Origin of the sequence: Bradyrhizobium sp. BLXBL-01 (genome assembly GCF_051853025.1) — a bacterium.
In the GTDB taxonomy this organism is placed as follows: Bacteria; Pseudomonadota; Alphaproteobacteria; order Rhizobiales; family Xanthobacteraceae; genus Bradyrhizobium.
Genome location: NZ_CP182471.1, coordinates 3,848,298 through 3,865,924 on the forward strand (window position 1 = coordinate 3,848,298; position 17,627 = coordinate 3,865,924).

General features: G+C 64.7%; 16 protein-coding genes. 15 read left to right on the top strand and 1 reads right to left on the bottom strand.

All coding sequences use genetic code 11. From position 1 onward, the window contains the following. Position 1 precedes the first annotated feature (1 nt). The 9 genes from nuoL to mtnK all read left to right on the top strand — a co-directional run bounded on the left by nuoL (position 2) and on the right by mtnK (position 10,102). A complete protein-coding gene (gene nuoL, locus ACNJYA_RS17890; RefSeq protein WP_439403325.1) occupies positions 2–2,104 on the top strand; it encodes an NADH-quinone oxidoreductase subunit L in 2,103 nt (700 codons plus the stop codon). Then, positions 2,105–3,613, top strand: a complete 1,509-nt coding sequence (locus ACNJYA_RS17895; RefSeq protein WP_212257262.1) for an NADH-quinone oxidoreductase subunit M — start codon at positions 2,105–2,107, stop codon at positions 3,611–3,613. Between the two features lie 22 nt (positions 3,614–3,635). After that, positions 3,636–5,072 (top strand): NADH-quinone oxidoreductase subunit NuoN, encoded by a 1,437-nt coding sequence (nuoN, locus tag ACNJYA_RS17900; RefSeq protein WP_439403326.1) that lies wholly within the window; start codon positions 3,636–3,638, stop codon positions 5,070–5,072. A gap of 1 nt (position 5,073) precedes the next feature. Beyond that, on the top strand, positions 5,074–5,880 hold the full coding sequence (locus ACNJYA_RS17905) for a biotin--[acetyl-CoA-carboxylase] ligase (protein ID WP_439403327.1): 807 nt from the start codon (positions 5,074–5,076) through the stop codon (positions 5,878–5,880). Then, complete coding sequence (locus ACNJYA_RS17910; protein WP_439403328.1) at positions 5,880–7,550, top strand: ribonuclease J; 1,671 nt, start codon at positions 5,880–5,882, stop codon at positions 7,548–7,550. The genes ACNJYA_RS17905 and ACNJYA_RS17910 overlap by 1 nt, the downstream gene beginning before the upstream one ends. A gap of 42 nt (positions 7,551–7,592) precedes the next feature. After that, positions 7,593–7,997 carry a methylmalonyl-CoA epimerase gene (mce, locus tag ACNJYA_RS17915; RefSeq protein WP_097662509.1) on the top strand — a complete coding sequence of 135 codons (405 nt, stop codon included), beginning with the start codon at positions 7,593–7,595 and terminating at the stop codon, positions 7,995–7,997. 9 nt (positions 7,998–8,006) lie between these two features. Further along, positions 8,007–8,282, top strand: coding sequence for a DUF1467 family protein (locus tag ACNJYA_RS17920; protein ID WP_439367188.1), 276 nt, complete (start codon positions 8,007–8,009; stop codon positions 8,280–8,282). A gap of 153 nt (positions 8,283–8,435) precedes the next feature. Next, the gene (locus ACNJYA_RS17925) at positions 8,436–8,783 is read left to right on the top strand and encodes a hypothetical protein (protein ID WP_439403329.1); all 348 of its coding nucleotides are present in this window, start codon (positions 8,436–8,438) and stop codon (positions 8,781–8,783) included. A 32-nt stretch (positions 8,784–8,815) separates the two neighbouring features. After that, a complete protein-coding gene (gene mtnK / locus ACNJYA_RS17930; RefSeq protein ID WP_439403330.1) occupies positions 8,816–10,102 on the top strand; it encodes an S-methyl-5-thioribose kinase in 1,287 nt (428 codons plus the stop codon). A 15-nt stretch (positions 10,103–10,117) separates the two neighbouring features. On the opposite strand, the gene ACNJYA_RS17935 is transcribed toward mtnK, so the two are convergent. Next, the gene (locus tag ACNJYA_RS17935) at positions 10,118–11,059 is read right to left on the bottom strand and encodes a hypothetical protein (RefSeq protein WP_439403331.1); all 942 of its coding nucleotides are present in this window, start codon (positions 11,057–11,059) and stop codon (positions 10,118–10,120) included. Positions 11,060–11,227: 168 nt separating this feature from the next. Between ACNJYA_RS17935 and ACNJYA_RS17940 the strand changes: the two genes are divergently transcribed. The 6 genes from ACNJYA_RS17940 to ACNJYA_RS17965 all read left to right on the top strand — a co-directional run bounded on the left by ACNJYA_RS17940 (position 11,228) and on the right by ACNJYA_RS17965 (position 17,450). Beyond that, positions 11,228–12,817: an ABC transporter substrate-binding protein gene (locus ACNJYA_RS17940; RefSeq protein WP_439403332.1), complete on the top strand. Its 1,590-nt coding sequence runs from the start codon at positions 11,228–11,230 to the stop codon at positions 12,815–12,817. A 54-nt stretch (positions 12,818–12,871) separates the two neighbouring features. Beyond that, positions 12,872–13,795: an ABC transporter permease gene (locus tag ACNJYA_RS17945; RefSeq protein WP_260379339.1), complete on the top strand. Its 924-nt coding sequence runs from the start codon at positions 12,872–12,874 to the stop codon at positions 13,793–13,795. Beyond that, the gene (locus ACNJYA_RS17950) at positions 13,792–14,613 is read left to right on the top strand and encodes an ABC transporter permease (protein WP_271498646.1); all 822 of its coding nucleotides are present in this window, start codon (positions 13,792–13,794) and stop codon (positions 14,611–14,613) included. Before ACNJYA_RS17945 ends, ACNJYA_RS17950 begins: the two co-directional genes overlap by 4 nt. After that, complete coding sequence (locus ACNJYA_RS17955; RefSeq protein ID WP_439367194.1) at positions 14,610–15,590, top strand: ABC transporter ATP-binding protein; 981 nt, start codon at positions 14,610–14,612, stop codon at positions 15,588–15,590. Before ACNJYA_RS17950 ends, ACNJYA_RS17955 begins: the two co-directional genes overlap by 4 nt. After that, positions 15,583–16,611, top strand: coding sequence for an ABC transporter ATP-binding protein (locus tag ACNJYA_RS17960; RefSeq protein WP_439403333.1), 1,029 nt, complete (start codon positions 15,583–15,585; stop codon positions 16,609–16,611). The genes ACNJYA_RS17955 and ACNJYA_RS17960 overlap by 8 nt, the downstream gene beginning before the upstream one ends. Before the next feature lie 449 nt (positions 16,612–17,060). Further along, positions 17,061–17,450 (top strand): hypothetical protein, encoded by a 390-nt coding sequence (locus ACNJYA_RS17965; protein ID WP_439403537.1) that lies wholly within the window; start codon positions 17,061–17,063, stop codon positions 17,448–17,450. Positions 17,451–17,627 lie beyond the last annotated feature (177 nt).

Here is a 17,627-nt window from a genome sequence, read left to right on the forward strand (position 1 = left end):
AATGGTTCAGGCGATCGTTTTCCTGCCTCTGCTGGGCGCCATTCTGGCCGGCCTGATCGCGCTTGTGGGCGCGCATGCCCGCAATGCCTCGGGCGACGAGGTCGAGCATCACGGCGACCATGGTCACGCGCACGCTCATGCGTCCGCCACGATCAACGAGGACGCCTCCGTCATCCACGAGACCCATCACGAGCCCGGCGACGGGCACGACGATCACGGCCACGGTCCGACCGAGCCGCCGGCGGCGGGCTCGCGCGCTGCCGAGCTGATCACCACCGGGCTGCTGTTCGTCTCGGCCGCGCTGTCCTGGATGACGTTGGTCGACGTCGGCTTCATGCATCACGACTACAGGATCCAGCTGCTGCCTTTCATCTTCTCCGGCGACCTCCAGGTCTGGTGGACGCTGCGCGTCGACACGCTCACGGCGGTGATGCTGGTGGTGGTCACGACCGTGTCCTCGCTCGTGCACCTCTATTCCATCGGCTACATGGACGAGGACCCGTACCGGCCGCGCTTCTTCGGCTATCTCTCGCTGTTCACCTTCGCCATGCTGATGCTGGTGACCGCGGACAATTTGGTGCAGCTGTTCTTCGGCTGGGAGGGCGTGGGTCTGGCCAGCTATCTGCTGATCGGCTTCTGGTACCAGAAGCCCTCGGCGAACGCCGCCGCCATCAAGGCCTTCGTGGTCAACCGCGTCGGCGACTTCGGTTTTGCCCTCGGCATTTTCGCGATCTTCATGCTGGTCGGCTCGACCGATTTCGAGACCATCTTCCACGCCGCGCCCGGCCTCACCGGCAAGACCATCAACTTCCTCGGCTGGCACGCCGACGCCCTGACCCTGACCTGCCTGCTGCTGTTCATGGGCGCGATGGGCAAGTCGGCGCAGTTCCTGCTGCACACCTGGTTGCCGGACGCGATGGAAGGCCCGACCCCGGTGTCGGCGCTGATCCACGCCGCGACCATGGTCACCGCCGGCGTCTTCATGGTGGCGCGCCTGTCGCCGCTGTTCGAACTCGCGCCGACCGCCCAGGCCGTCGTGATGTTCTTCGGCGCGACCACGGCGTTCTTCGCCGCCACGATCGGTCTCGTCCAGAACGACATCAAGCGCATCGTCGCCTACTCGACCTGTTCGCAGCTCGGCTACATGTTCGTGGCGATGGGGGCGGGGGCCTATTCGGTCGGCATGTTCCACCTGTTCACCCACGCCTTCTTCAAGGCGCTGCTGTTCCTGGGCTCCGGCTCGGTGATCTACGCGATGCACCACGAGCAGGACATCCGGAACATGGGCGGCCTCTGGAAGAAGATCCCCTACACCTATGCGGTGATGGTGGTCGGCACGCTGGCGCTGACCGGCTTCCCGCTCACCGCCGGCTATTTCTCCAAGGACGCGATCATCGAGTCCGCCTACGCCTCGCACAATCCGTTCGGGGTGTACGGCTTCCTGATGACGGTGATCGCCGCCGGCCTGACCTCGTTCTACTCCTGGCGCCTGATCTTCAAGACCTTCCACGGCGAGCCGCATGACGAGCATCATTACGAGGCCGCGCATGAGGCTCCGCTCTGGATCCTGATCCCGATCGGCGTGCTCGCGGTCGGCTCGTTCGTCGCGGGCCTGCCGTTCAAGGAGCTGTTCGCCGGCCACGGCGTCGAGGAATTCTTCCGCGAGTCCGTGAAGATGAACCCGCACATCATCGAGGAGATGCACCACATCCCGCAAACCATCGCCTTCCTGCCGACGGTGATGATGGTGCTGGGCTTCCTCGTCTCGTACCTGTTCTACATCCGGCGGCCCTACATCCCGGTTCGGCTCGCTCAAGAGCAGCCGATGCTGTACCAGTTCCTGCTCAACAAATGGTACTTCGACGAGCTCTATGACCTCATCTTCGTCCGTCCGGCGAAGTGGATAGGCTACCAGCTCTGGAAGAAGGGCGACGGCTTCATCATCGACGGCTTCGGTCCCGACGGCGTCTCCGCCCGCGTGCTGGACGTCACCCGCAACGTCGTGAAAATCCAGACCGGCTATCTCTATCACTACGCATTCGCCATGCTGATCGGCGCCGCCGGCCTGATCACCTGGTTCATGTTCGGCTTTGGAGGCCAGTAAATGACAACCTGGCCCATTCTTTCGGTCACGACGTTCCTGCCGCTGGTCGGCGCGCTGATCGTCTATTTGAGCCGCGGTGATGACGAGGCGGCGCGGCGCAATTCGCGCTGGATCGCGCTCTGGACCACGCTGATCACCTTCGCGGTGTCGGTGATCCTGGTCATGCGCTTCGACCCCGCCAATCCCGACTTCCAGTTCGTCGAGAAGGCGAACTGGCTCGCCACCGGCATCACCTACCACATGGGCGTCGACGGCATCTCGCTGCCGCTGGTGATCCTGACCACCGCCGTGATGCCGTTCTGCATCATCGCGAGCTGGAAGGCGATCACGAGCCGCGTCCGCGAATACATGATGGCGTTCCTGATCCTGGAAACGTTGATGATCGGCACCTTCTCGGCGCTCGATCTCGTGCTGTTCTACCTGTTCTTCGAGGGCGGCCTGATCCCGATGTTCCTGATCATCGGCGTCTGGGGCGGTCCGCGCCGGGTCTATGCCTCGTTCAAGTTCTTCCTCTACACGCTGCTCGGCTCGGTCCTGATGCTGCTCGCCATCATGGCGCTGTACTGGAACGGCGGCACCACCGACATCCCGACCCTGATGCACACCGCCGTGCCGCGGTCGTTGCAGACCTGGGCGTGGCTGGCCTTCTTCGCCTCGTTCGCGGTGAAGATGCCGATGTGGCCGGTGCACACCTGGCTTCCCGACGCCCACGTCGAGGCGCCGACCGCGGGCTCGGTGGTTCTCGCCGCGATCCTGCTGAAGATGGGCGGCTACGGCTTCCTCCGCTTCTCGCTGCCGATGTTCCCGCTGGCCTCGCACGACTTCGCGCCGCTGATCTTCACGCTCTCGGCCATCGCCATCATCTACACCTCGCTGGTGGCGTTGATGCAGGAGGACATGAAGAAGCTGATCGCGTACTCCTCGGTCGCGCATATGGGCTTCGTCACCATGGGCATCTTCGCCGGCACCATGCAGGGCGTTGCCGGCGGCGTGTTCCAGATGATCTCGCACGGCATCGTCTCCGGCGCGCTGTTCCTCTGCGTCGGCGTCGTCTACGACCGCCTGCACACCCGCGAGATCGCGGCCTACGGCGGCCTCGTCAACCGGATGCCGCTCTACGCGATGACCTTCATGATCTTCACCATGGCCAATGTCGGTCTGCCCGGCACGAGCGGCTTCGTCGGCGAGTTCATGACGCTGCTCGGCACCTTCAAGGTCTCGATCCCGACGGCGTTCTTCGCCACCTTCGGCGTGATCCTCTCGGCAGGCTACGCGCTTTGGCTCTATCGCAAGGTCGTGTTCGGGGCGCTGGTCAAGCCGTCGCTGGCGAGCATGAAGGACCTCACCTTCCGGGAGTGCCTGACGCTGTTTCCGATGATCGCGCTGACGATCCTGTTCGGCGTCTGGCCGAAGCCGGTGCTCGATATGTCGGCCGCCTCGGTCCAGCAACTCGTCAACAATTACAATACCGCCGTGACGGCCGTGAAGGCCGCCGCACTGCTCCAGTGATCGGGCAGGTCAGGATATCGCCATGAGCTTTTCGACTGCAGGTTATCAACTGGCGCCGGTGCTGCCCGAGCTCGTGCTCGCGGTCGGCGCCATGGCGCTTCTGATGCTCGGGGCCTATCGCGGGCAGGAGACGACCAGGACCGTCACGTCGCTGGCGGTGGTGCTCCTGATCGTGGTGGGTGCGCTCGTCTACATGCAGCCCGCGGGCAAGCAGGTGACGTTCGGCGGCAGCTTCATCGTCGACGACTTCGCCCGCTTCATGAAGATCCTGGCCCTGATCGGCTCGGCCGTGACGCTGATCCTGTCGACCGAGTTCCTGTCCGATCCCTCGCGCCGCATCTTCGAATACGCCATCCTGGTGCTGCTCTCGACGCTCGGCATGATGGTGCTGATCTCGGCCGGCGACTTGATCTCGCTCTATCTCGGTCTCGAACTGATGTCGCTGGCGCTCTATGTCGTTGCGGCTTCGAACCGCGACAACGCCAAGTCGACCGAGGCCGGCCTGAAGTACTTCGTGCTCGGCGCGCTGTCCTCGGGCATGCTGCTGTACGGGGCATCGCTGGTCTATGGCTTTACCGGCACCGTGAGCTTCACCGGCATCGCCGCGGCCGCGACGGTCTCGAATGTCGGCCTGGTGTTCGGCCTCGTCTTCCTGCTCGTCGGCCTTTGCTTCAAGGTTTCGGCCGTGCCGTTCCATATGTGGACGCCTGACGTCTACGAAGGCGCGCCGACCCCGGTCACCGCCTTCTTCGCCTCGGCGCCGAAGGTCGCCGCGCTTGCCGTCTTCACCCGCGTCACGCTGACCGCATTCCCCGGCATCGTCTCGCAGTGGCAGCAGATCCTGGTGTTCGTGTCGATCGCCTCGATGGCGCTCGGCTCCTTTGCCGCGATCGGCCAGAGCAACATCAAGCGCCTGATGGCCTATTCCTCGATCGGCCACATGGGCTTCGCCCTGGTCGGCCTCGCCTCTGGCACGGTTGAGGGCGCGCAGGGCGTCTTGATGTACATCGTGATCTATGTCGCGATGACGCTCGGCTCGTTCTCCATCATCCTCGCCATGAAGCGCAACGGCCAGGCCGTCGAGCAGATCAGCGATTTCGCCGGCCTGTCGCGCACCAATCCGCTGCTCGCTTTCATGTTCGCGATGCTGCTGTTCTCGCTCGCCGGCATCCCGCCGCTCGCCGGCTTCTTCGCCAAATGGTACGTCTTCGTCGCCGCGATCAAGGCGAACCTGTTCACGCTCGCTGTGATCGGCGTGCTGACCAGCGTCGTCGGCGCCTACTATTATCTCGCCATCGTCAAGACGATGTATTTCGACGAGCCGGCCGGCCGGGTCGATCCGGTGCGCGTCGAGGTGCGGACGGTGCTGGCGGTCGCCGGCCTGTTCAACCTGCTGTTTGCGCTGTTCGCGGGGCCCGTGGTGAGCGTCGCCTCGGCCGCGGCAAAGTCGCTGTTCTAGGATGGCCTTCGCGCTCGGTCCTCGCGCATCGGCCGCGGGCTACAAGCTCGCGGCGTTCGAGCGGACCGGCTCGACCAACACCGAGGCGATCGAGCACGCCCGCGCCGGCGAACGCGGCCCGATGTGGTTCGTGACCTCCGAGCAGACCGCCGGCCGCGGCCGGCGCCAGCGCGCCTGGATCGCGCCGCGCGGCAATCTCGCCGCCAGCATCCTCGAAGTCATGGACGTCGCCCCGGCCGTCGCCGCCACGCTCGGCTTTGCCGCAGGGCTGGCCGAGGAGGCCGCCCTGCAGAAGGTGAGCCTCGAGGCCGCGCTCCGTCTCGGCGAAGGCCGGCCGCGCTACACCCTGAAATGGCCGAATGACGTGCTCGCCGGCGGCAAGAAGCTGGTCGGCATTGGCCTCGAGGCCGAGGCCGTCGGTAGCGGCCTCGCCGTCGTCGTCGGCATCGGCACCAATGTGGTCGCCGCGCCCGAGGGCACCCCGACGCCCGCGGTGTCGCTGGCTGGCCTCGGCGTCCAGATCAGCGCCGAGGAGCTGTTCGCGGCCCTCTCCGACGCCTGGGTCGAGTTTCGCGGCATCTGGGACAATGGCCGCGGATTTGCCGAGATCCGCAGGCTCTGGCTGGAGCGCGCCGCCGGCCTCGGCGAGAAGGTTGCGATCCACACGGGAACCACGACGCTGGAAGGTGTTTTTGACACCATCGACGACACCGGCTGCCTGATCGTCCGCACCGCGGAGGGCCGCCTTGTGCCGGTGGCGGCGGGCGAGGTTTTCTTCGGCCCCGTCGCCTCGGTGGGAGCTGCGTGATGGCAAGGCCCGACGAATTGGTGTTTGCGCCGCTCGGCGGCGTCGGCGAGATCGGCATGAACCTGTCGATCTACGGCCTCGGCAACCGTCACCAGCGCGCCTGGCTCGCGGTCGATCTCGGCGTCTCCTTCGGCGATGAGGAGCATCTGCCGGGTATCGACTTGATCATGCCCGACATCTCCTTCCTGGAGAAGGAGCGCAAGAACCTGATGGGCCTCGTGCTGACCCACGCCCATGAGGACCATTTCGGCGCCATCATCGACCTCTGGCCGAAGCTGAAATGCCCGATCTACGCCACCAGGTTCAGCGCCGCTCTGTTCGAGGCCAAATGCGCCGCCGAGCGCAATGCGCCCGAGATTCCGGTCACCGTGGTGCCGTCGGGCGGCCGTGTCGATATCGGGCCGTTCAACGTCGAGTTCATTCCCGTCGCGCATTCGATTCCGGAAGCGCATGCGCTCGCGATCCACACCGAAGCCGGCATCGTGCTGCACACCGGCGACTGGAAGATCGACCCGACCCCGACGCTGGGAGCCCCGACCGACGAGAAGCGGCTGCGCGAATTGGGCGAGCAGGGCGTGCTCGCTTTGATCGGCGATTCCACCAATGCGGTGCGCGACGGCCGTTCGCCCTCGGAGGCCGAGGTCGCCAGAACCATCATCGACCTCGTGAAATCCGCCAAGGGCCGCGTCGCGGTGACGACGTTCGCCTCCAACGTCGCCCGCGTCAAAGCGGTGGCCGACGCGGCGAAAGCCGCCGACCGCGAGGTGGTCGTGGTCGGCCGGGCCATGGAGCGCGTGGTGCAGGTCGCGCGCGAGACCGGCTATCTCGACGGCGTGCAGAACTTCCGCTCGCCCGAGGTCTACGGCCACCTGCCGCAGGACAAGGTGCTGGCGCTGTGCACGGGAAGCCAGGGCGAGCCGCGCGCCGCGCTGGCCCGCATCGCCAATGACGACCATCCCGAGATCACGCTGAACCGCGGCGACAGCGTCATCTTCTCCTCGCGCACCATTCCCGGCAACGAGAAGGCGGTCGGCTCGATCATCAACAATCTGGTGCTGCAGGGCGTCGAGGTCATCACCGACCGCGATGCGCTGGTCCACGTCTCCGGCCATCCCCGCCGCGACGAGCTGCGCGATTTGATCTCCTGGGTGAAGCCGCAGCTCCTGATCCCCGTCCACGGCGAGGCCCTGCATCTGCACGAGCACGCCAAGCTCGCCCGCGCCGCCGGCGTGCCGCGCGTGCTGGTCTGCCGCAACGGCGACCTCGTCAAGCTCGGACCCGGCGATCCCGGCATCGTCGGCGAGGTGCCATCGGGCCGTTTCTACAAGGACGGCACGATCCTGGAGGATTCCAAGTCGCGCGCCGTGATCGAGCGCCGGCGCATGGCGTTCTCCGGCTGCGCCTTCGTCGCCATCGCCATGACCGCCCAGGGGGAGCTGGTCGACGAACCCGAGGTCGATTTGGTCGGCATCCCCGAGAAGAACAGGGCCGGCGAGACCTTCGACGACATCGTCTTTGATGCCGTGATGTCGACCATCGAGGGCCTGCCGAGGGCGCGCCGCCGCGATCCGGACGCTCTGGCCGAGTCGGTGCGACGCGCTGTCCGGGCCGTGATCAACGAACATTGGGGCAAAAAGCCCCCCTGTCTGGTACATGTCCTGACGGTGTAGATTAGGCGTGGTCTCCGGATCACGCTCTGAGGGAGAGGAAACATGCTGGGTCGGCTCAACCATGTCGCGATCGCGACCAAGGACGCCGTCAAGGCCGCGAAGATCTACGGCACCGCGTTCGGCGCCCAGATCTCGGAGGCCGTGCCGCTGCCCGAGCACGGCGTCATCACCGTGTTCGCGACCCTGCCCAACACCAAGATCGAGTTCATCGAGCCGCTCGGCGAGGCCTCGCCGATCGCAAAATTCGTCGAACGTAACCCGGACGGCGGCATCCATCACGTCTGCTACGAGGTCGTCGACATCATCGCCTCGCGCGACACGCTGGTGAAGGAGGGCGCAAGGGTGCTCGGCGACGGCGTGCCCAAGATCGGTGCCCACGGCAAGCCGGTGCTGTTCCTGCACCCCAAGGATTTTTCCGGCGCCCTGGTCGAGATCGAGCAGGCATAAGGCCGTCCCATGGCCATCCAGATCTCGACCGCGATCGCGATCTACTTCGTCATCTGGTGGGTCGCGCTGTTCCTGACGCTGCCGTTCGGCGTGCGCAGCCAGCACGAGGACGGCGTCGGCGCCCCCGGCACCGACCCCGGCGCGCCGATCCTGACGCGGATGGGCCGCAAGCTGATCTGGACCACGATCATCTCGGCGGTGATCTACGGCGTCGGCATCGCGGCCTATCACGCCGGCTATCTCTCGATCGAGCGCCTGTCCAAAATGATGGGAATGCCGTTTTAGAGCGTAAGAGACGAAGGATATTGACCAAGCTCGTCATTGCGAGCGAAGCGAAGCAATCCAGTATCCCTCCGCGGAAAGGCTCTGGATTGCTTCGCTCCGCTCGCAATGACGCCGGAGATAGTTTGCATATTCAAACAAGGTCGGGGGAAATGAATGACTTTTCAGCGTATCGTCATTGCGCTTCTGGTGCTGATCGTCGCCGGTCTCGGTGCCATCGGCTATATCGAGTGGAAGATCGCCGTTCAGGCCCGCACGCTGAAGGCCTTCGTCGAGGGCTACGTCTTCAACGAAGCCGTCTTGGCCTGCGAGCAGGCCAAGAGCTCGACGCCGTTCAAATGGAACGGCGGCAAGAGCACCTCGGTGATCGGCCTGAACTCGGTCAAGCTGGACAAATACACCGTCAGCGCCAGCTACACGCTGGTGGCGGACAGCGTCTATTGTGATTACGATCCCATCAAAAGAAAGGCCGAGATCGGCTCGAGCTTCCTGGAGCGGGAGTAACGGTCCGGCCCACAGAGATGGGGTGGATCGTCATGGCGCAGGGGCAGGGGGACTACCGGATTCTGCATGAGGCCGACTTGCGGGCCTATCTCGCGGGCCTGCCGGACCTGAAGGAGCTGCTCGGCGGCGAGCCGGCCTCGTGGGCGATCACCGAAGTCGGTGACGGCAACCTCAACCTCGTCTTCACCGTCAAGGGCGCGCGCGGCGGCATCGCCGCGAAGCAGGCGCTGCCTTATGTCCGCCTCGTCGGGGAGAGCTGGCCGCTGCCGCTGTCGCGCGCCCATTACGAATATCTCGCGCTGTCCCGCCAGGCCCAGCTCGCGCCCGGCCTCGTCCCGGCCGTGCTGCATCACAACGACGGCCTGGCGCTGACCGCGATGGAGCTGCTCGAGCCCCACATCATCATGCGCAAGGGGCTGGTCGCGGGAACGCGCTATCCGCGCTTTGTGGACGACATCACGACCTTCATGGCGCGGACGCTGTTCTTCACCTCCGACCTCGCGCTCACGGCGGCCGAGAAGAAGGAGGCCATCGCCGCCTTTGCCGGCAACCACGCGCTTTGCAAGATCACCGAGGATTTGATCTTCACCGATCCCTACCGTATCGCCGAGCAGAACCGCTGGACCGCGCCCTATCTCGACGGCCTCGCCGCGAGCTTGCGCGACGATATGGACCTGCACGTCGCCGTCTCCCGGCTGAAGCTGAAGTTCATGGCGAGCCCGGAAGCGCTGATCCATGGCGACCTCCACACCGGCTCGATCATGGTCACGGACAGCCAGACCCGGGTGATCGACCCGGAATTCGCATTCTACGGTCCCATCGGCTTCGACGTCGGCGCCGTGCTGGCCAATCTGCTGATGGCCTTTTTTGCCTCCGCCGGCCACGAGCGCGGGCCGGGCGAACGGGCGGCATTCGAGGCCTGGGTGCTGGAGACGGTCGAGCAGGTCTGGAACCAGTTTGCCCGAAAATTCCTCGACCTCTGGCGCGCCGGCGCGGCCGGTGATGCCTATCCGGTCTCGCTGTTTCCCGGCGAGAAGGGCGCCGCGCGGCTGGAGACCGAGCGACAGGCCTATATGCAGCGCCTGTTCACCGACACCGTCGGCTTCGCCGCCGCAAAAATCATCCGCCGCATCTTCGGCCTCGCCCACAACATCGATTTCGAGCTGATCGAAAATGCGAAGACGCGCGCTGTCAGCGAAGCGCGTGCGGTGCGGCTGGCGCGGGCGATGATGGTGGAGACGGGGACATTCCGGACCATTGCCGACGTCACCGGCGCCGCGCGAAAATTGCGCGACTGGATGCCGGACTTGTCAGGCTGAAGACCTAGTCGAACTCTAATATAGATGCACCGGCAGCAGCACGCCATGCTCCTCGACCAGCAGACCCCAGGTCTCGTTGGCCGTGACCTCGAATGCCCTGCTGCGTGTCTCTTTGCCGTTCACCGTCAGGGTGATCTTGTACGTTCCTGGCGACAGATCGAGCCTTTGGTTGTCAAGCAGTTCGCCGGCTGCCTTGTCCGAGTCCGCCAGGCTCTCTCCGGCGTGCGCGGCCAGCTTGACGATCCGGTCGTTGACGGTGACGACGGCCGCGTCGTCCGTTCTGTTGCCGAGCATCAGCCGTCCGTGCTCCGGCTTTGGCAAGAACCCTGATGCCGCGACACGGCGCTTGCGCTGCGACAGGTCCGCAATCGTCTTGCCGTCCTGTTGGATCAGTCGGAGCGAGGCCGGCCCATCCGAAGTGGTGAAGGCAATCACGGCCCTGTCGGCCTCGATCACCGCGCCCTCGGCCTCCGTCCATCCGCTTTCGGCGAGGGCGGCGCGATAGAAGGTGAGCACGGTCTTAAGATCGAGCGGCATCTCGACATGAGCCGACCGGATGAAGGGCGAGTTGTTCGCGGTCATGAGAGCCCAGCCGCTGGGCAGCGGCAGGCCCACGTCTGCGGACATTTTGCTCTCAAAGGTCCGAATTGCCGACTGCGCCAGCCTCCTGATGGCGTCGCAGAGCAGCCGCTCACCGAGATAGTCCGGAGAGCAACCGTCCCTCATCGTCCACCAGACATCGGAAACGTCCTCGTTCCACCGCGAGATATGGGACCAGCCGGCCTGGACCGTGCCGGTGGCGCCGTCCCGGGCCGGGTCAGGCGTAACGGGGATCGCCATCGCGGCCGTCGCGACGACCAGACTGCCGGCGAGCAGTGCACCTAGCGTTCGGCGATTCATTTTTTCCGCGATCCCTCGGGCTCGGATAATGATCCTGAGCTTGGTCGCGTTGATCACGAAAAATGTTCATCGAACCTGGTCGCCCGATGACGCACCGCGTCAATGCCCCGCCGAAGGACTGCCTCAGGAACCGGCATCTTTTGCCGTCAAAACGAAGCTTGCCTTCGGTAGCCGACGAGTGATCAAATCTGGTGTCGGAATACGCCTGCGTTGCCGGGGGGACACATGATGTTCAAGACCATCGCGATCGTTGCCGGTTTGGGACTGGCGCTCACTGCCACGGCGGAGGCGCAGACGCCGCGCAAGGGCGGAACCATCCGCATGACGGCGCCCTACGGCTCCAGCTTCACCAGCCTCGACATCCACACCACGCAGCGCGCCCAGGACGAGATCTACGCCAAGGCCCTGCACCGTTCGCTCTACATCTGGAATTCGGCGGAAGGAAAGCCGGTGCTGGAGCTCGCCAAGGAGGACGTGGTGTCGGGCGGAGGCCTCGTTCACACCTTCAAGCTGCGCGATGACGCCTATTTCCACAGCGGCCGCAAGATGACGGCCGACGACGTCATCTGGTCCTACAACCGCATCATGGATGGGAGCAAAGCCTATCCCGGCGCGCGTTACGTCCGTGTCATCGAGGGGGCGGCCGCAGTGGAGAAGGGACAGGCCAAGGAGATCTCCGGCCTGAAGAAGATCGACGACTTCACCATCGAGATGAAGCTGACCGAGAAGGTCGATCCGGGCTTCTACTTCTTCACCGCGCTGACCTCGATCTATCCCGCCGACGAGGCCGCCAAGGAAAGCTTCATCCAGAAGCCGATCGGTCTCGGGCCCTTCAAGTTCGTCGAGCACGTGCCGGGATCACGCATCGTCCTGGAGCGCTGGGACAGGTTCTACAAGCCCGGCAAGCCCTATGCCGACAAGATCGTCGTGTCGGTCATGGGCGAGGCCGCGGCGCGCGACGTCGCCTTCCGCAACAAGGAGATCGACACCTCGGTGCTGGGACCTGCGCAATACGTGGCCTACCAGTCCGACGCCGACCTCAAGGGCACCATCGTCGAGGTCGCCGAGGTCTTTACGCGCTACATGGGCATGAATCCCAATTTCAAGCCGTTCGCCGACAAGCGCGTGAGGCAGGCGATCAACTACGCGATCGACACCGATCTGATCATCAACAAGCTGGTCAAGGGCAAGGCCTATCGCGCCACCAGCTGGCTGCCGCTGACTGCGCCGGGCTACGACAAGGCGATGAAGCCTTACCCCTACGATCCCGCCAAGGCCAAGCAGCTGCTCACAGAGGCCGGCTACGCATCCGGCTTCGAGTTCGAATGGACCACCAGCCAGAATGAGAGCTGGGGCCTGCCGATCGTCTCGGCCGTCATCCCGATGCTGGACAAGGTCGGCATCAAGGCCAAGGTCAAGCAGGTCGAGACCGCGGTGCTGGCGGAGGTGGTTCGCACCGGCGATTACCAGGCTTTCATCTATTCCCAGGCAAGCGGCCCGGATCCGCAAGCCGCGCTGAAATGCTTCCATTCGGCGACGCCGCAGTCGGCCTGTAACTACACGACCTTCAAGAATGCCGACCTCGACAAGATCATCGACGAGGCCGGCCAGGCCGACGATCCCGCAAAGCGCGTCCAGCTGCTGCAGAAGGCCAATGCGCTGCTCTACGAGGAGGCGCCGGTCTGGTTCTTCAACTACAACAAGGCGGTCATGGCGGTGCAGCCGTGGCTGAAGGGCATTCAGCTGAACGCGACGGAGCTGACCCACCAGAACGTCGAGGACCTCTGGGTCGACGAGACCTCGCCCGCGAAGTGACACGCGCGCTCCCTCCAGCGCGACGGGCGAGGGCGGGAGCGGAGAAAAGTTGAGATGCTCTCGTTCCTGATCCGCCGCGTCCTGCAGACCATTCCGACCGTGCTCGCCGTCGTGCTGCTGGTGTTCGTGCTGTTCAGCGTCGTTCCCGGCAGCATCGTCTCGACCATGAGCGACGACAGCGATCCGCAGATCGAGCTGCGCCTGAAGAAGCAGCTCGGTCTCGATCAGCCCGTCTATATGCGTTTCGGCACTTACATCGCCCAGCTCGCGACCGGCGATTTCGGAACCTCGTTCCGGACGCGCGAGCCTGTCACGACCATGATCGCCAAGCGGGCATGGCCGACGCTGCAGCTGATCTTCGCATCCATGGCGTTTGCGGTCGTGGTCGGCGTGCCGCTCGGCTTCGTCGCGGCTCTGCGGCCCGGCGGCCTCGTCGACACGCTGGCAATGATCGTCGCGGTGTCGGGCCTTTCGATCGCCAAGTTCTGGCTCGGACTGATGCTCATGTATCTTTTCGCGTTGAAGCTCGGCTGGCTGCCAAGCTTCGGCTATGGTGATGGGGGCTTGAAATATCTGGTCCTGCCGGCACTGGCCCTCGGCGTCTCGCCGATGGCGTTGCTGGCGCGGACGACGCGCGCGGCGGTGCTCGAGATCATGACCGCCGACTTCGTCCGCACCGCGCGGTCCAAGGGCATGAGCGAGACCAGGGTCGTCAAGTGGCACGTGATGCGCAACGCGCTCGTTCTCATCCTCACGACCATGGGCCTGCAATTCGGCGCGCTGATGGGGCAGGCGGTCGTGGTCGAGAAACTGTTCTCCTGGCCGGGCATCGGCTCGCTGCTGGTCGACAGCGTGCTGCAGCGCGACATTCCCGCCGTCCAGGGCTCCATCCTGGTCGTGGTGCTGTTCTTTCTGGCGATCAATCTCTTGATCGACGTGCTCTACGGCGTGATCGATCCCAGGATCAGATACGCATGAAGCTCCGCGCCAATCTCGTCATCGGGGGAGCGTTGTTCGCGCTGGCGATCGTCGTCGGCCTGCTCGCGCCGTGGCTGGCGCACACCGATCCGGTCATGGACGCCAACCTCATGAATGCGGAGGAGCCCCCGAGCTGGACCTGGTGGTTCGGCACCGACGCGCAGGGCCGCGACATCTATTCCCGCGTCCTCTACGGCGCGCGCGTCTCGCTGACGGTCGGCATCGTCTCCCAGCTCATCAACAGCGTCATCGGCGTGGCGCTCGGCCTCAGCGCCGGCTATTTCGGAGGCTGGTGGGACGATGTCGTCAACGGCCTGACCAATCTCATGCTCGCGATCCCCTCGCTGATTTTCGCGCTCGCCATCATGGCGGTGCTCGGTCCCGGCCTGACCAGCCTCCTGATCGCGCTCGGGCTGACCAACTGGTCGTTCACCTGCCGGCTCGCACGGGCTTCGGCGCTGTCGCTGCGGAGCCAGGGCTATGTGCAGGCGGCCACCGTGCTCGGCTACGGAGATGTGCGCATCATGATCACGCAGCTCCTGCCGAACATGCTGGGCCCCATCGTCGTCATCGGCACGCTGGGCATGGGTAGCGCGGTGCTGTCGGAAGCTGCCTTGTCGTTCCTGGGCCTCGGCGTCCGCCCGCCGTTTCCGAGCTGGGGCAGCATGCTGTCGGAAGCCCGCGAGCAGATCACGACGGCGCCGTGGCTTTCGATTTTCCCCGGCCTTGCGATCTTCCTGACCGTGCTCGGTCTCAATCTGCTCGGCGATGGCCTGCGCGACATCCTCGATCCCCAATCGCGGAGCCGGCGCACATGACAGGCAGCCCGCTGCTCGAGGTCGAGAATCTCCGCATCGATCTCGATGACGGATCGAGGCGCGTTGCGGCGGCCGAAGGCGTTTCATTCCGTATCGATCGCGGCGAGACGTTCGGCCTCGTCGGCGAGTCCGGCTGCGGCAAGAGCATTACCGCGCTTGCCTTGATCGGCCTGCTGCGGCCGCCCTTGTCGATCGGTGGCGGCGTCATCCGGTTCGAGGGACGGGAAATCCAGCATCTGTCCGCGGCGAGGCAACGGCAGCTGCGCGGCGATCGCATCGCCATGATCTTCCAGGAGCCGATGACGGCCCTGAATCCGGTCTCGCCGGTGGGACGGCAGATCGCCGAGATGTTCGTGCTGCACAAGGGCAAGAGTTGGCGGGAGGCCAACCAGCTGGCGGTCGAGGCGCTCGCGAGCGTCCGCGTCCCCGCGCCGGAGCGGCGCGTCAAGGACTATCCGCATCAGCTGTCCGGCGGGATGCGCCAGCGCGTGATGATCGCGATTGCGCTCGCCTGCGGTCCTGACCTCTTGATCGCTGACGAGCCGACCACGGCCCTCGACGTCACCGTGCAGGCGGAGATCATCGAGCTGATGCGCAATCTGTGCGCCGAGCGCGGCACGGCGATCCTCATGATCAGCCACGATCTCGGCCTTGTCGCCAATGTCTGCCGCCGCGTCGCCGTCATGTATGCCGGCCGCATCGTCGAGGAGCGCGGTTCGGCCGACATCTTCCGCGCGCCGTCCCATCCCTATACGCAGGGCCTGGTCGACTCGCTGCCGCGGCTTGGCAGCCGCGCTGCGCTGGGTCGCAGCAGGCTGAAGGAGATCGCGGGCGTCGTCCCGGCGATCACGCGTTTCCCGGATGGCTGCCGGTTCAATCCGCGTTGCGCGCAGGCGACAGAAATTTGCCGAACCACCGCGCCGCAGACGGATGGGCTGGAGGCGGGCGGTTTCGTCCGGTGTCACCACCATGCATGAACCGCGGGGGAGAGTGGATGACGATGTGATCCTCAGCGTGGAGGATCTCGCCGTTCATTTCCCGCTCGGGGGCGGCCTGCTGGGCCGCGGCCGTCGGCTGCTCCGCGCCGTCGACGGCGTCGACCTCAGGCTGAAGCGCGGCGAATGCCTCGGCCTCGTCGGCGAATCCGGCTCGGGCAAGTCGACGGTCGCATTGTCGATCCTGGGCCTGCTGGCGCCGACGCGCGGCCGCATCGTGCTGGACGGGCAGGTCGTCACGAACCGGCAATCCGGCGACCGCAAGGCGCTCGCCCGCATCGTGCAGATCGTATTCCAGGATCCCTACGCCTCGCTCAATCCGCGCCAGACCGTTCGCCGCACGCTTGAAGATCCTCTGCGCGTGCACGGCGTGACCGCGAAAAGCGAGATCGAGGACCGCGTTGCGACGATGCTGAAGCATGTCGGCCTGCGCCCCGAGCAGGCCGACCGCTATCCGCATGAATTCTCCGGCGGCCAGCGCCAGCGCATCGGCATTGCCCGCGCCCTGATCCTCAACCCCAAAATCGTCATCTGCGACGAGCCGGTTTCGGCGCTCGACGTCTCGATCCGCGCCCAGATTATCAATCTGCTGCTGGAACTGAAGGACACGCTCGGCCTGTCCTACGTCATGATCAGCCATGACCTCGGCGTCGTCGAGCACATGAGCGACCGCGTCGCCGTGATGTATCTCGGCCGCATCGTCGAGAACGGCCATTGGCGCGAGATTTTCGAGCGGCCGGCACACCCCTACACGCAGGCCCTGATCGCGGCCATCCCCGATCCCCTGCGCCATGCCCCGCTGGCAACCACCGGCGGCGACCTGCCAAATCCGCTCAACCCGCCGAACGGCTGCGCCTTCAGCCCGCGCTGCCGCTACGCGGAGGCGGTGTGCCGGAGCGAGCCGGGTCCAACGCTGGAGACGCGGGCGGATGGGCACGCGGTGCGGTGCTGGCGGAGCGAGGAGATTGCCGGTCGGACGGCGTTAGTCTCGACCGGGGCGTGACCCGAAGCTGATCTTGCGTATTCGTCTGTTCGGTCTCTCAATAGATGCCGCAAGCGAGGACTGCCAGTTGCCATATTGGGTCAAGCGAATTCTCCTCAAATCAGGGAGATCGTGACCGAAAGAACTTGGTCGGGATGCAAACTATTTCCCAGGTGCTGCGGCCGTCATGGGCGACGTGATAACGGTTTGCTGTGGCGGTAGGCAATTCGATGCCAAGGTCGTCGAAGAAATTTAGCATGCCCACTGTTGGCCGCTCTCCGGGGGAAACCGGACGCGCCGCCGTGCTCATTTCGACCACCGCTTATGACTCGCACCGGACCTCGTCAAAATTTCAATGCCCGCGGCGGCGGGTCTCCGATACGACATGGGATATAGTTACATTTCTTGATTGAGCTGCTTAACTCTCTAATCGACCAATAAATATTTCAAAAAAAATCATAGGAGCCGCAATGTCCTCTCCAGAAGAAGACGATCGGCGCGAGTTTTTAAGTTCCTGCGGCAGGTTCGCTTCCGTAACACCTCCGAAGATCACAGCCTTGCTTTCGACCTCACTTGCTAGCAGCGCAATTACCACCTCAGAAGGCCGGGGTCGTGTATGCCTAATAACCGGCGAACTTGCTTCGGCAGGACGATCGGATCAATGCATTGCCGAAGCAAAGCGATACCGCGACAAGGCTGCCGAGGCAGACCAACTGGCTGAACTCGCGGTGACGGCGGCCCGTCGCCAAACACTGACCATCATCGCTCGCACTTATCTCCGGACGGCGGCGCAGCTGGAGAGCGTCGCGGAAGCGGAGCGATTGCTTGAAGCGATTGCAGAAGTAAAGTCCAGTAGTTGACTAGCTTCGGGCGCATCTTCGAAGTTGCGTCGCGTCTGTCGAAGGTCCGCTCGGCGCGGCAGCTATGCGCTGCCATAATTGTTTGGCGAAGGGACGGTCAGATCGGCATAGCTTCACGAGTAACGCCGCATCAGCTAGAGACCCTCATCCTTTCGAATGTCCTTGTGGCCCATCGGC